Genomic DNA, 13,309 nt, shown 5'->3' on the forward strand with positions numbered 1-13,309 from the left:
CTGCTTTTTTTACGATAAATAACTTGAGTCAATGAGCGCTTTGTAGTTTCATTATTGAACTTACAGATCTTGATTGAATTCGCATTAAAAGCGGGAAGACAATGAAAAAACCATTACAACTTTTAATTTTGGCAAGTGCTGCAGTGTCAGGTTTTGCATTTGCAGCTGAAGCTCCACAAACCACGACTGTTGATAAAGTATTGGCAGCAAAAGGTACTAACACGGCAGAAGCGCAAGTCAAGCGTGAAGTGACGACTGTGGTCAGCCCACGTACCGGTATTCGCTATACTTTAGGCGAAACAGGTAACCGTCCAATCGTATTGCAAACTGCAGCAATTGCACCAGCGAACTCTGCCAACATCAATCGTATTGTGGCATCAAACCCGGCATTGTCTGCAAAAAGCCAAGAGAAAGCGAAGATTGCTTTAATTGGTGAAACTGCAGTTCAGGCGGCGAATGCGGCTGCTGCACAAACTGCGGGCACGCAAACAGCTCAGGCGATTCAATAAGCAGTCGCTTCGGAATAAAAAAAGAGATGCAATCGCATCTCTTTTTTTATGGCTAAATCAATAGATTTACAGAAAACTTGGCAGCAGGATCAGGCCAATAATAATCGCAAATAACAACCACTTTGAAGCATAGTACAGTGGACGATTACGTTCTTTTAAACCACGACCGTAATGATGTACCGCATAGCCATATTTGAAAATACGGTTGATGAAACCGGTCTTGTCTTGGTCATCATTGGGTGAGCTTGCAGCTGACATGACATTACGGCCAAACCAGTGGTTGAACTTTTGTGCCCAGCCCCATTTCATTGGTCGTTCAATATCACAGAACAGAATAATGCGCGTTTCATCGGTCTTATTCTCAGCCCAGTGCACGAAGGTTTCGTCAAATACAGTGGCTTCACCATCTCTCCAGCTATAGCGCTCCTGATCGACCTCAATAAAACAGTCATCGCTATTCGGAGTCACCAAGCCAAGATGGTAGCGTACCGAACCTGCATAAGGATCACGGTGTTTACCCAAGTAACTTCCGGAAGGAAGCTCGGTGAACATCGCCGCTTTCACTGAGGGAATGCTTTCCAGTAGTGCTACGGTTTTGGGACAGAGTTGTTGTGCTGACGGATGACTATCTTGGTACCATTTCAGATAAAAGCGTTTCCAACCACGTTTAAAGAAGGTGTTAAAGCCCGCATCATTATTCTTTTCAGAGGCTTTAATCTGGTTCTGTAGCTGAATGGCTTCCTCGCGAATCACCTGCCAGTTATCTTGCAGTGGTTTGAGTTCAGGGAACTGCGCCACATCAAAGAAAGGTTGGTTCGGTAATTTGGAAAAGCCCGTCATAAACATGTTGATCGGCGCTAAAAATGTCGAATGGTCAAATAATTGTCGAGATGCTTTTAAGCGCTCTTTACCACGTAAATAGGTATATAAGAAGCTGATTAAAAATACGGCAACGATAATCACTGCGTACATAACACAATCGTCTAAGAAAAAAATAAAGGCGGTTATTTTAGCACAAAAAATATTTGGAAGAATGCAGTTGCAAAAGCAACTTTATAAGATAAAACAGCATAAATTGAATGGTATTTCAGATGATCTGGATCGGTTATTTACAGATCATCTGAAATTCAGTGCTTAAATCTGATTATTTACATCATCATGTTTGGTTTCACGAATCAGTAAAAAGGCGATTAAAGACAGGATTGACGCGCAACTGAGATACAGACCTACGGCACCCAGACCATAACTTTCAGCCAGTTTGGTCGCAATATAAGGTGCAAAAGAGGCACCGAAAATACCTGCCAGATTAAAGGTTAATGCAGAGCCAGTATAACGGACCGAGATGGGAAAAATCTCTGACAGTACGGTACCAATTGGTCCATAGGTTAAACCCATAATCGCAAGACCGATACACAGGAACAAGAACACCAGTAGTGGATTACCTGAGCCTAATAACGGTGCAAAGCAAAGTCCGAACAAGGCAGAAAGTACACAGACTGCAATCGAAGTGTTTTTACGGCCAAATTTCTCTGCAAAAATCGCAGAGAGGGGAATAAAGGCAGCAAAACATAAGGTTGCGAACAGTTGTAACACCAGAAACTCACCGCGCGCATACCCAAGTTTGGTGGTGCCCCAGTTCAAGGCAAAAACCGTGGTGAGATAAAACACCACAAAGGTACAGATGGCTGCGATGGTACCCAGGATTAACATGGGCAAATGTTTAGTCATAACTTCCTTGAAAGGAACATTGACTTCTTTTTGCTTATTCAAGACTTTCTGGAAGGCCGGTGTTTCATGTAACTTTAAACGGATGTACAAGCCAACCAAGACCAAGATTGCACTGGCAATAAATGGAATACGCCAGCCCCAAGTCATGAATGCCTGTTCTGTCATAAAGGCATTCAGCAGTAAAAATGAGCCTGTGGCAAGGATAAAGCCGATCGGTGCACCGAGTTGCGGAAACATGCCATACCAAGCGCGTTTGCCTTCTGGTGCATTCTCCGTAGCGAGCAATACGGCACCGCTCCATTCACCACCCAGACCTAAACCTTGTCCTAGACGGCATAAGGCGAGCAGGAGCGGGGCTGCAATACCAATCTGCGCATAAGTCGGTAACAGACCGATACACACTGTTGAAATACCCATGGTCAGCAAGGCAGCCACCAAGGTGGCTTTACGTCCGATCCGGTCACCGAGATGCCCAAACAGTGCCGCACCGATCGGGCGTGCAATAAAGGCGATGGCAAAGGTTGCCAGTGATTTGAGAACGGCAGCACCATCGCTACTTTCTGGGAAAAATAAATGTGGAAAAATGAGTACAGCGGCTGTGGCGTAGATATAAAAGTCAAAAAACTCAATCGTGGTACCGACAAGGCTGGCAAATAATACCCGTACTTTTGAATTGCTGGCCACTTCCGGGGTGGCAGTCGTAGTGCTTGACGACATACAAGACCTTCATGTTATTCGTTCAAGAAACAGAAGACTGTCTTGAAAAATTCCTTTTGAATGTGCAGTTTTACTTAGAAAAACTGAATGCTATATAAGGACTTATAATACATAACAGTAGATTGCTAAAAAGTGTAATCCTGCCCCTAATAGCACAAAAACATGCCAAATTGCGTGGGTATATCTTACCTTTTTTAACGCATAAAACAATGTACCGATGGTATAAGCCAATCCGCCTGCAATTAAGAGTTGTATCGCATCTTTGCTCAGATAACGCTGCATATCATCCATCACCAGAATGGCGAGCCAGCCCATCAACAGATAGGCTGCCAGAGAAATCTTCTGGAAGCGGTGAATAAAGACCAGCTTAAACAGGGTGCCGATCAGCGCTATGATCCATAAGGCAATCAGCAGGTAGTGAGCTTTGGCGGTGGGAATCGCAATACTCAGAAACGGGGTATAGGTACCTGCAATCAGATAATAAATTGCAGTATGATCCAGCTTTTTATACCAGTAGCGTTTACGTTCATCCACTGCAAAGTGATAAAGCATGGAACTGCTGAGTAGCAGTACCAGACTAAAGCCATAGACCCATAAACTCATCCACTGGCCCAAGGGCAGAGCATGGCCCTTAACGATTAGAAAAATGGAAGCAATCAAAGCAAGGACAGCGCCAAGTCCATGACTATAGGCATTGATCAGTTCTTCTTTGGGGTCATAGTCCAGCAATGTTTTTGAGTTCATCAAGCGATCAGGTGCATAAAAATACAACTGTATCGTAATGCAATTTCCCTTTTAAAGTAAGACGCTTTAAAATTTAGTTTCTATTTGTCAGGTTTTCATTATGTTTGCGCCGAATTTTTCTTTTGAACAAGAACAGAAGTTTTTCTTGGATATCCAGCAATCTATTGAAAATAAAAGCTTTGATCGGCTAATTCTGAGTCAGTACAAAGGGGAGCTGGCACATTTAGAGAAAATCACTTTCCGTAGGATTGAACTGCAAGGGCAGGCAACTTTGTCGTGTTTGTATCACCATACGACACAAGACATCACCAAAAACTATTCGATGAGTGAAGGTCTGGAAAAAATTGCAGAACTGTTGGCTCAATCTAAACAGGCAAATTTATTTACCTTGAATCAAGATATTCAGCTCAAGAAAAATAAAAAGAAAGCCATGTTGACCCGACAGAAAAAACAGGCAGCAACGGACAAGCTTGAACAACAGCAGCATAATCGTGAAAAGCAGCGTTATGTGCAACAGCAAAGCCTGTTCTTAAAACATCTTGGCATTACCGATGAAAAAGGGCAAATCGTACCTAGCATGGCGCGGAAATGGAAACAGATTAATAAATTTATTGAGATCTTTTCGAATGCCTATGAACAGATCGATGCTGCACAGCAGGAATTAAATATTGTCGATTTTGGTTCAGGTAAAGGCTATTTAACGTTTGCCCTATATGATTATTTACAAGCACAGCAAAAGACGCCTTTAATCACTGGGGTGGAGCTGCGTTCCAATCTGGTGGAGTTCTGCCAGCATGTGGCTGATCAGGTCGGTTTTAATCATCTGGACTTTTTTGAAGGTGATGTTCGGAGCTATCAACCAGAAAAACTGGATGTGATGATTGCATTACATGCCTGTGATATTGCAACGGATTTTGCCATTCATACCGGGATTCGTCTCAATGCATCCATGATCATGTGCGCGCCGTGCTGTCATAAAGAGCTACGACCACAATTACAAAGTCCTGAGGTGTTACAGCCGATGCTTCAGTTTGGCATTCATGCCGGACAGCAGGCAGAAATGTTGACAGACACCTTACGTGCCTTGTTGCTGAAAGCCTATGGCTATGAAACCAAGGTATTTGAATTTGTATCTTTGGAACATACCAGCAAAAATAAAATGATTCTGGCGACCAAGCGCAAGGATATTCAACAACCTGACGCTAAAATTATGCAGCAGATTCAAGCTTTAAAAGCGATGTATGGAATTGAGAAGCAAAGTCTGGAACTGTTATTGCAAGATCAGATGCCAGTCGAGAATATTGGCTGCAAGTGTTAATTCAAACAGAGAAAACGATGTATCAAGTCAAACAGGGCATTTGGGATCAATTACAGCACGATGCGAAATTGATCCGGACACTGGTTTTTATTCAGGAGCAAGGCATTGCGGAAGCAGATGAGTGGGATGAGCAAGACGCGATCTCACAACACTTCGTCCTCTATGATCAGGATCAGCCGATTGCGACAGCACGATTATTACAAAATAATAGTGTGGGGCGAGTTGCAGTACTGAAGGCTTATCGGGGGCAAGGACTTGGTCAAATGATCATGCAAGAGATTCTGGCTTATGCACGACAGCAGCAGCGTGAATTTCTGCATTTATCCTCACAAGTGCATGCAATTTCATTTTATGAGCAGCTTGGATTTGTAGTGCAAGGCGAGGCATATGATGAATGTGGTATTCCTCATATTGAAATGATCATGCCAATCACAGCAAAGGTCTAAGCTGTAACTGGCATTCATTGATCTGACTACTGCTTAGATTGCTCCGCCACTTCGGAACTGGCCGGAGCAGCTTCCAGAGCATGTGCTTTCTGTTGCTGTGCCTTGCGTTGCGCGCCAGGCATATAATCAGGTTCTTGGCTCATCGCTAAATAGAAAAAACTTAAAAAAATGGTACTGAGTACCCCAACAATGATGACAAATTTCCATCCCAATACGGTTTCATTTGAATCTTTTTGTGGGGATGGCTGCTTATTCATAATCAATTCCCAAATAAGTAAAAAAATAAAAGCAGATTTTGCGCCTTTTTCGCTGCTGTTGCCAAGTCTAAAATAGCAATGTGAATTCTATTGAGTTAACGGGACAGTCTAAAAGGAAAATATTCGGGAGAGCTGGGGCAGGATCAGCATGACCACGCTGATCCTGTCTTAGTATGAGATTTAAAGTTTGTTCCAGTCTTCGATGGCCTGTAAGCCAACATCTAAACCTACATCATAGCTATAGCGGATTTTGGCCTTATTCTTGGTTAGTCGGCCTGCCATGTTTTTCAGATCAGGTGGGCAGACTTCCAGAATTTTTTGTCCTGATGGGGTGCGCACAAACTGAACTGAATCATTATAACGTTGTGTTCTGGACAATAGACTTTGTGCAAAGCCGTGATTTTGCTTGAACAGATATTTTGCAAGGAACTGATCGCCTTTGCTGCCCGCTTTATAATAATTCTGGGGACGGGTTCGTACGACCATCAATTTGGAAACATCATGCTGTTGTGCTGCCCAAAGTACCGGCAAGGCGTCTGCTACACCGCCATCGAAATAAGGCTCTCCAAACACCTCAACGGCTTGGCGTGTCAGTACCGGAATGGAGCTAGAGGCTCTTAGGCCATCCAGAATATTGTCTTTTGAAGCTTTAATATAGGTGGCTTCGCCGGTAATGGCGTGGGTGAGGACCATATAGAATTCAGGATGGTTGGCAAATAAATGTGCCTGATTCAGTGGATGTTCGCTTTCCACGACATCCCACATCCATTTTAAATCGAGCAGGTCGCCGCCTTTGAAAAAACGGCCATAATGAATAAATTCTTTTCGAAGCGAATGATCTAAGTAGATCTGTAGGGTACGGCCTTGTTGTGCAGCCAGATAGTTAGCGACATTGGTTGAACCAGAAGAAACACCAACACAGAGATCGAAGGGATTAAACTGTTGCTGTAAAAATGCATCTAGGACACCGCTGGTGAATGCACCGCGCATTCCACCACCTTCAACAACCAGTGCCTGACGATTTTGTTGAAGCATTGAATATCTCGAATAATATGATAAATCCATGTTTTACACGGATTTATCATATTCCACAATAACACTTTAGTGATTGTGCTGGTGGTTTTCCATGCTAGTTTCAGACATCATGGATGATTGTGACATTTCAGACTGAGGCGCCACTTTATTTTTGTTCATCGGCATATAATCTGGCTCGTTATTCATGGCTAAATAGAAAACCACCATAAAAATAAAGCTTAGAATACAGGTGATAATTAATGCTTTCCAACCCCACGGTGAGGTTTCTGGACAGAGTTTCTCAGACATAAGATAGTTCCAAAGGACAAAAAAATTAAAGCAAAACTGTTGGTGGTTATAGCACAAATCGTGACGTAATGCTCGAAAGTTTTGCTGGCGTGCCATTGAAAAAAGAAAAAAGCCCGTACAGACAACGAGTTCCATACGGGCTGATCTGCAACGCAGAGAGCATAAAATTATTGAATGATTTCTTTTCTCTGCGCGAGGTCTTTTAAGCGTTGCGGTGGCGCAAAACGTTCACCATATTGGTCTGCCAGTTGTTGAGCACGTTGCAAGGATTGCTCAATCCCGTTTTGATTCAGGAATTGAATCGCACCACCTGTCCACGGTGCAAAACCGATTCCAAAAATTGAACCGACATTGGCATCAATGACAGACTCTAAAACACCTTCTTCATAGCAACGTAAAGTATCCAGCGCCTGTACAAACAGGAAGCGGTCAATCATGTCCTGTTCAGAAATACTGTTGTCTTTCTGCCAACGGCTGAGCCCTTCCCATAAATGCTTTTTGCCATTTTCAGGATAGTCGTAGAAACCGGCACCTGCGGCCTTACCTTTACGATTTAACTCGTGAATCATGGTATGCACCACATCATCGACAGGAGTTTTCGGTAAATCTTTACCTTCAGCCTGCAAGGCTTTGCGGGTTTCACTAGCAACATGTTCAGTCAAGCTTAAAGAGACTTCATCCTGAATCGCCAGTGGGCCAACCGGCATACCAGCTTTCAATGCTGCCATTTCAATTTTGGCTGGATGTACACCTTCTGCAAGTAAACGCATCCCTTCCTGAATAAAGGTTCCGAACACACGGCTGGTAAAGAAACCGCGGCTGTCATTGACGACGATAGGCGTCTTGGCAATTTGCTGCACAAAGTCATAGGCTTTCGCCAAGGTATCCGCAGAAGTCTCTTTGCCTTTAATAATTTCAACCAGTTGCATCTTATCTACTGGACTAAAGAAGTGTAGGCCAATGAAATTCTGAGCATCTTTACTTGCTGTCGCCAAACCTGTGATTGGCAGGGTCGAGGTATTTGATGCAAAGATGCCACCTTCAGCCAAATATTGTTCAGCTTCCTGAGTCACTTTAGCTTTTAATTCCTGATTCTCAAACACCGCTTCGATGATCAGATCACAGCCTTGCAGATCTGCTGCATCAGCGGTTGCAGTAATCAGCGCTAAAACCTGATCACGTTTTTCTGCGCTCATACGACCTTGAGAAACACGTTTATCGAGTAGTTTTTGAGAATAGGCTTTGCCTTTCTCTGCATTTTCAACCGAGACATCTTTCAGGATCACAGGGATGCCTTTGATTGCCGTCGAGTAGGCAATGCCTGCACCCATCATACCTGCACCCAAGACACCAACTTTCTTGGCTTGCCATTTTGCAACCTCTGCAGGGCGACTTGCACCTGACTTGATGGCATTGAGGCCATGCCAGAAGGTGCCGATCATATTTTTAGAAATCTGGCCGACTGTAAGTTGCGTAAAGTAACGCGACTCAATACGTAAGGCAGTATCAACATCAACCTGCGCACCTTCTACTGCTGCCGCCATGATCGCTTCAGGCGCAGGGTAGCACCCTTTGGTTTTATCACGTAGCATCGCAGGCGCAATGGCAAGTACTTGTGCTACAGCAGGGGTTTTCGGATCGCCACCCGGAATCTTGTAGCCTTTAACATCAAAAGGTTGCTGTGACTTTGGATTGGCTTTGACCCAGGCAATCGCCTTATCTAACAGCTCTTGCTCATTCTCGGCGGTGTCATGCACTAAACCGAGTGATTTTGCTTTATCGACACCAAATTGCTTGCCTTCCATTAGGAACGGAAATGCATTTTGCAGGCCAAGTAAACGTACCATACGCACGATACCACCACCGCCTGGCAGCAAACCTAAAGTGACTTCAGGCAAACCAAATTTGGTTTTTGGATCATTGATGGCAATACGGTAATGACAGCCTAGAGCAATTTCCCAACCGCCACCGAGCGCCGTACCATTTAAGGCCGCAACAACAGGTACGCCTAAAGTTTCAATCGCACGTAAGTCACCCTTGAGTTCTTCAATCATTTTGAAGAATTCAGTGGCATGTTCAGGCTGAACCTGAATCAGTTCATCCAGGTCTCCACCAGCAAAAAAGGTTTTCTTGGCAGAACGGAAAATAATGCCTTTCAGATCAGTTTCTGTTTTGAGCTTTTGACTGACTTCTTGGAGTGACTCTCGGAATTCTGCATTCATGGTGTTGGCAGATTGACCCGATGAATCAAGGGTAAGAATTACAATATTGTCAGCGTTTTTTTCGTATTTAATAGCGCTCATGTTGTGCTCCTTACACCAACTCAATAATGGTGGCGATCCCCATTCCACCACCGACACACAATGTGGCCAAACCACGTTTTTTACCTTGACGTTCTAATTCATCCAGCAAGGTGCCTAAAATCATGGCACCCGTTGCACCGAGTGGATGACCCATCGCAATTGCACCGCCATTCACATTGACTTTCTCGGCTGGAACCTTGAGCTCATTGATAAAACGCATCACTACGGCAGCAAAAGCTTCATTTACTTCAAACAGGTCAATATCATCAATCGTTAAGCCAGCTTTAGCCAAGGCTTTACGCGCAGCAGGCGCAGGACCTGTCAGCATAATGGTTGGATCGGTACCGACTAATGCCGTTGCCAGTACTTTGGCACGTGGTTTTAAGCCTTGTTCTTTCACTGCTTTTTCAGAAGCCAATAACACTACTGCAGCCCCGTCGACGATGCCTGAGGAGTTACCTGCATGATGAACATGGTTAATTTTCTGTGCTTCTGGGTACTTCTGTAAGGCAACGGCGTCAAAGCCCATTTGTCCCATCATTTCAAAGCTGGCATTCAGTTTTGCCAAACCTTCAACGGTGGTATTGCCTTTAATAAATTCATCTTTTTCCAAGATCAGTACACCTGAATGATCTTTGACAGGCACCACGGATTTATCGAAATAGCCATTGGCTTGAGCTGCAGCTGCTTTTTGTTGTGAACCGACTGCAAAAGCATCGACATCTTCACGACTATAACCATCTAAAGTGGCAATTAAATCTGCCCCAACACCTTGTGGTACAAAAGACGACTTTAAGTTGGTTTCAGGATCAAGTGCCCAAGGACCGCCATCAGAACCCATTGGAATACGAGACATCGATTCCACACCACCTGCAACGACTACATCTTCCCAACCAGAACGGACTTTTTGTGCGGCCAAGTTGACAGCTTCTAAACCAGATGCACAGAAACGGTTAATTTGTACACCAGCAACATCATCATTCCAGCCCGCTGCAATGGCTGCAGTTTTAGCAATATCACCGCCTTGGTCGGCAATCGGAGTGACGCAGCCTAAAACGATATCATCGACTTTTGAGGTATCGAGCTGATGGCGTTGTTGTAATTCATTCAGTAAGGATGTGAGTAATGTAATCGGTTTGACTTCATGCAGTGAGCCATCTTTTTTTCCTTTTCCGCGTGGCGTGCGAATGGCATCAATAATGTAGGCCTCGCTCATAGGTTTTCCTTGTATCACCTTAAAATTGTTGTTTATCGAGTGTACTTAATTTAAAGGTCAGTGCAATGATGATAAACGTTGGCAAGTTTGATGTTTTTCGCCAATTTCTCAGCTTGCAATAAAAATCATTTTTTCTTTATGATGGAAATTCAGGCAACAGCTCAAGATTTCAAATGAAATTTATCAATATTGTGGGAACATCTGCTGCTGGGAAAACGACTTTTGCCCGTCAGCTCGCGCAAAAGCTAGGTTTGTCGCATATTGAGATGGATGATCTGTTTTGGCTGGATAACTGGCAGGAAACGCCAGATCATGAGTTTTTTGCTAAATTACAAAGTCAAATTGATCAGGCACCTCGAGGATGGGTACTTGATGGTAATTATTCTCGAACACTGGATTTAAAGCTTAAATATATTGATACGATTATTTGGCTGGATTATTCATTTTCGTTAAATCTGTACCGCTCAGTTAAACGAGCAATTAGTCGAGCGCTAACACAAAAAAGATTATGGGAAAATTCCAATAATCGAGAGAGTTTCAAAACCAGTTTTTTATCTAAGGACTCTATTATTTTATGGATGATTACCCATCATGCTCAAAATCGTAAAAAGTATTTAGCCATGATCAACGATCCTCAGTATCAGCATATCCAGTTTATTCATCTGACTTCGCCAAAACAGGCCACAATATTTTTAAAGCAAATTAAGGCAAATTGATGCATATCAAAACAACAGCCCTGTGCTTGTTCAGGCATCAGGATAAATCTAAATGAAAGAATTGGTTATAGGGTGATTCGTTATATTCTGCGAAAGCCGCACCTTCAACAAAACCAAACTTCTTATAAAGTTCGATTGCGGCATCAAAGTGAACGTCTTTTCCTGTTTCTAAGCTCACTCTTTGATAGTGACGTTGCCGAGCGAGTTTTAATAAAAATTCAAGTAGTTGTGCTGCGACACCTTGACGCAAATGATCGGGATGCGTCCGCATAGACTTGATTTCTGCATGATTGGTTGTCAGCTCTTGGATTGCGCCACAGCCCAGTAATTGATCATCATTCCATAAAGTATAAAAACTAATTGAATCTTTTTGCAGGCTACTCAGGTCTAATGCAAAACTATGTTCAAGTGGGGTGTTTTGATGCAGGCCATGCAAATGGATATGAATGAGATTTTGGACTTGTGGGTGAGAGAAGTCAGCTTTTTTTATGATCATTCTTGTTCAAGCTTATCGTAAAATTAAGCTTATTTTTTACCATAGTTTTAAACGAGCGTTCAACAATCTCTAGTTGAACACTCGAATGAAAAATTAGTTGTGATGGCCGTGCAATTGACGATATAAACCAGGGGTGACACCTGTCCATTTCTTAAAGGCACGGTGGAAGGTACTGGTTTCACTAAAGCCCACTTGTTGCGCTACATCTTCCAGTGTCAGATTTGGCGTCAACAATAAATGAATCGCTGCATCACGACGCAAGGCATCTTTAACCCCTTGGTAGCTCTTACCTTCGGCAGCCAAACGGCGACGCAACGTTTGCGGCGACAAGTACAACATGGCAGCAACATCATTGAGCGTTGGCATTTCTTCGCCAATCTGGCTCTTTAATACATCACGAATACGAGAAGTAAGTGAGTTGGTGTTTTTGAATTTTACTAACAGTTGTGCAGGTGCAGCTTTCAGGAATTCTTCTAAAGTCTTTTCATCCTGACGGATCGGGAGATCAAGATAATCCGCAGCAAAAGTAATTTCGGTACGTGGCGCATCAAACTGCATGACCGGAGCGAAGAACAATGCATCATATTCATCGGCATGGTTAGGACGTTCATAACCAAAATGAACACGTTCTAAAGGGAGACGACGTTCGATTAACCATGACGCAAGACCATGCCAGATCATCAGCATGCTTTCAGTAATGAAGTGATCCGGATCTAACGCTTTAGGAATGTGCGGAACCAAACGGGCTTCGTGCTTGTCACGTTCCAGGCTGACCGCCCACTCATCGCCAAACAACTTGTAAAATTGAGATGAAAGTTCCAGTGCCTGTCCGAGTGTCTTGGAATGAATAATCAATTGACACATGATGGCAAAAGTACCTAGACGGCGGGGTTGTACATCAAAACCAACATGTTCGTCTTGAGTAACCATCCATAACATCTTGATAAAACGGGTGTACTGCTCTGGAGAGATTCGAGCTTTCGGCTGGCGCAGTAATTCTGCTTCTATACCGACATGTGAAAGTAACGTTTCAACGTCCATGCCTAGGCGTTTAACACCTGTTAAAGCCGCATTCACGAAGTGGATGCTGATCGTATCACGGCTCATATTGAATCCTTCAGTTTCTTTACTATTCACGATAATTGACCTAAATAACCGTCTAAAATAAAAAGGGCTTGTTAGTTGATCAGATATAGCTGCGACAATAGACATTTTTTAGATGGTACAAGGCATGGCTTGTGAAGTTTAGTACTTCTAAATGAGCATGACATAACGCAGTAGCATCAAAAAATGCCTTTGTCCCGTAGGGTTGTGGCAAAAATTTCCTCATCCATCGTTATGAAACTCGGAAATGAATTATCATTCCTGTCGTTTCATGTCTCGTCTGATAAAATTTTTGCTAACAACGCAACATATATATGATCAATTAACAAGCCCTATGGCAATTGACAAGAAAAATAATTGCGCCTTGTATACATGTTAAATTGCCGAAACTATCAAGGTAAATGGCTGAACATGACATTGTTTTTGTGTTTA

14 protein-coding genes are annotated in these 13,309 nt (G+C 43.2%); 4 read left to right on the forward strand and 10 right to left on the reverse strand.

The window, feature by feature from the left end; translation table 11 throughout:
- The first annotated feature begins 101 nt into the window (after nt 1–101).
- Nucleotides 102–509: a hypothetical protein gene (locus MSG93_RS08820; RefSeq protein ID WP_005288925.1), complete on the forward strand. Its 408-nt coding sequence runs from the start codon at nt 102–104 to the stop codon at nt 507–509.
- Between the two features lie 66 nt (nt 510–575).
- Here MSG93_RS08820 and lpxO read toward each other — a convergent pair whose 3' ends face one another.
- From lpxO to trhA, 3 genes are all read right to left on the reverse strand, one after another.
- On the reverse strand, nt 576–1,481 hold the full coding sequence (gene lpxO / locus MSG93_RS08825; RefSeq protein WP_005226913.1) for a lipid A hydroxylase LpxO: 906 nt from the start codon (nt 1,479–1,481) through the stop codon (nt 576–578).
- A gap of 162 nt (nt 1,482–1,643) precedes the next feature.
- Nucleotides 1,644–2,954 (reverse strand): MFS transporter, encoded by a 1,311-nt coding sequence (locus MSG93_RS08830; protein WP_324621430.1) that lies wholly within the window; start codon nt 2,952–2,954, stop codon nt 1,644–1,646.
- A 102-nt stretch (nt 2,955–3,056) separates the two neighbouring features.
- Nucleotides 3,057–3,698, reverse strand: coding sequence for a PAQR family membrane homeostasis protein TrhA (gene trhA, locus MSG93_RS08835; protein WP_032875284.1), 642 nt, complete (start codon nt 3,696–3,698; stop codon nt 3,057–3,059).
- A 100-nt stretch (nt 3,699–3,798) separates the two neighbouring features.
- Here trhA and MSG93_RS08840 point away from each other — a divergent pair, with 100 nt between their 5' ends.
- Nucleotides 3,799–5,016: an SAM-dependent methyltransferase gene (locus tag MSG93_RS08840; RefSeq protein WP_324621432.1), complete on the forward strand. Its 1,218-nt coding sequence runs from the start codon at nt 3,799–3,801 to the stop codon at nt 5,014–5,016.
- A gap of 17 nt (nt 5,017–5,033) precedes the next feature.
- Nucleotides 5,034–5,462: a GNAT family N-acetyltransferase gene (locus MSG93_RS08845; RefSeq protein ID WP_324621434.1), complete on the forward strand. Its 429-nt coding sequence runs from the start codon at nt 5,034–5,036 to the stop codon at nt 5,460–5,462.
- A 26-nt stretch (nt 5,463–5,488) separates the two neighbouring features.
- On the opposite strand, the gene MSG93_RS08850 is transcribed toward MSG93_RS08845, so the two are convergent.
- From MSG93_RS08850 to MSG93_RS08870, 5 genes are all read right to left on the reverse strand, one after another.
- Nucleotides 5,489–5,719, reverse strand: coding sequence for a hypothetical protein (locus tag MSG93_RS08850; protein ID WP_032875246.1), 231 nt, complete (start codon nt 5,717–5,719; stop codon nt 5,489–5,491).
- Between the two features lie 180 nt (nt 5,720–5,899).
- Nucleotides 5,900–6,754, reverse strand: a complete 855-nt coding sequence (locus tag MSG93_RS08855; protein WP_005288908.1) for a patatin-like phospholipase family protein — start codon at nt 6,752–6,754, stop codon at nt 5,900–5,902.
- Nucleotides 6,755–6,820: 66 nt separating this feature from the next.
- The gene (locus tag MSG93_RS08860; protein WP_005226923.1) at nt 6,821–7,042 is read right to left on the reverse strand and encodes a hypothetical protein; all 222 of its coding nucleotides are present in this window, start codon (nt 7,040–7,042) and stop codon (nt 6,821–6,823) included.
- Between the two features lie 167 nt (nt 7,043–7,209).
- The gene (locus MSG93_RS08865; protein WP_324621435.1) at nt 7,210–9,345 is read right to left on the reverse strand and encodes a 3-hydroxyacyl-CoA dehydrogenase NAD-binding domain-containing protein; all 2,136 of its coding nucleotides are present in this window, start codon (nt 9,343–9,345) and stop codon (nt 7,210–7,212) included.
- Nucleotides 9,346–9,355: 10 nt separating this feature from the next.
- On the reverse strand, nt 9,356–10,561 hold the full coding sequence (locus tag MSG93_RS08870) for an acetyl-CoA C-acetyltransferase (RefSeq protein WP_005288901.1): 1,206 nt from the start codon (nt 10,559–10,561) through the stop codon (nt 9,356–9,358).
- 173 nt (nt 10,562–10,734) lie between these two features.
- On the opposite strand from MSG93_RS08870, the gene MSG93_RS08875 reads away from it, so the two are divergent.
- Nucleotides 10,735–11,277 carry an AAA family ATPase gene (locus tag MSG93_RS08875; RefSeq protein ID WP_005226926.1) on the forward strand — a complete coding sequence of 181 codons (543 nt, stop codon included), beginning with the start codon at nt 10,735–10,737 and terminating at the stop codon, nt 11,275–11,277.
- Nucleotides 11,278–11,314: 37 nt separating this feature from the next.
- On the opposite strand, the gene MSG93_RS08880 is transcribed toward MSG93_RS08875, so the two are convergent.
- A complete protein-coding gene (locus MSG93_RS08880; protein WP_324621439.1) occupies nt 11,315–11,773 on the reverse strand; it encodes a GNAT family N-acetyltransferase in 459 nt (152 codons plus the stop codon).
- Between the two features lie 93 nt (nt 11,774–11,866).
- A complete protein-coding gene (locus tag MSG93_RS08885) occupies nt 11,867–12,880 on the reverse strand; it encodes an AraC family transcriptional regulator (RefSeq protein WP_005226928.1) in 1,014 nt (337 codons plus the stop codon).
- Between the last annotated feature and the right edge of the window lie 429 nt (nt 12,881–13,309).

Source organism: Acinetobacter sp. IK40 (assembly GCF_035615075.1).
GTDB classification, from domain to species: domain Bacteria; phylum Pseudomonadota; class Gammaproteobacteria; order Pseudomonadales; family Moraxellaceae; genus Acinetobacter; species Acinetobacter courvalinii.

Coding starts and splice junctions, on each gene's coding strand:
- MSG93_RS08820 (WP_005288925.1), top strand. CDS start 102: ATGAAAAAACCATTACAACTTTTAATTTTGGCAAGTGCTGCAGTGTCA.
- lpxO (WP_005226913.1), bottom strand. CDS start 1,481: ATGTACGCAGTGATTATCGTTGCCGTATTTTTAATCAGCTTCTTATAT.
- MSG93_RS08830 (WP_324621430.1), bottom strand. CDS start 2,954: ATGTCGTCAAGCACTACGACTGCCACCCCGGAAGTGGCCAGCAATTCA.
- trhA (WP_032875284.1), bottom strand. CDS start 3,698: ATGAACTCAAAAACATTGCTGGACTATGACCCCAAAGAAGAACTGATC.
- MSG93_RS08840 (WP_324621432.1), top strand. CDS start 3,799: ATGTTTGCGCCGAATTTTTCTTTTGAACAAGAACAGAAGTTTTTCTTG.
- MSG93_RS08845 (WP_324621434.1), top strand. CDS start 5,034: ATGTATCAAGTCAAACAGGGCATTTGGGATCAATTACAGCACGATGCG.
- MSG93_RS08850 (WP_032875246.1), bottom strand. CDS start 5,719: ATGAATAAGCAGCCATCCCCACAAAAAGATTCAAATGAAACCGTATTG.
- MSG93_RS08855 (WP_005288908.1), bottom strand. CDS start 6,754: ATGCTTCAACAAAATCGTCAGGCACTGGTTGTTGAAGGTGGTGGAATG.
- MSG93_RS08860 (WP_005226923.1), bottom strand. CDS start 7,042: ATGTCTGAGAAACTCTGTCCAGAAACCTCACCGTGGGGTTGGAAAGCA.
- MSG93_RS08865 (WP_324621435.1), bottom strand. CDS start 9,345: ATGAGCGCTATTAAATACGAAAAAAACGCTGACAATATTGTAATTCTT.
- MSG93_RS08870 (WP_005288901.1), bottom strand. CDS start 10,561: ATGAGCGAGGCCTACATTATTGATGCCATTCGCACGCCACGCGGAAAA.
- MSG93_RS08875 (WP_005226926.1), top strand. CDS start 10,735: ATGAAATTTATCAATATTGTGGGAACATCTGCTGCTGGGAAAACGACT.
- MSG93_RS08880 (WP_324621439.1), bottom strand. CDS start 11,773: ATGATCATAAAAAAAGCTGACTTCTCTCACCCACAAGTCCAAAATCTC.
- MSG93_RS08885 (WP_005226928.1), bottom strand. CDS start 12,880: ATGAGCCGTGATACGATCAGCATCCACTTCGTGAATGCGGCTTTAACA.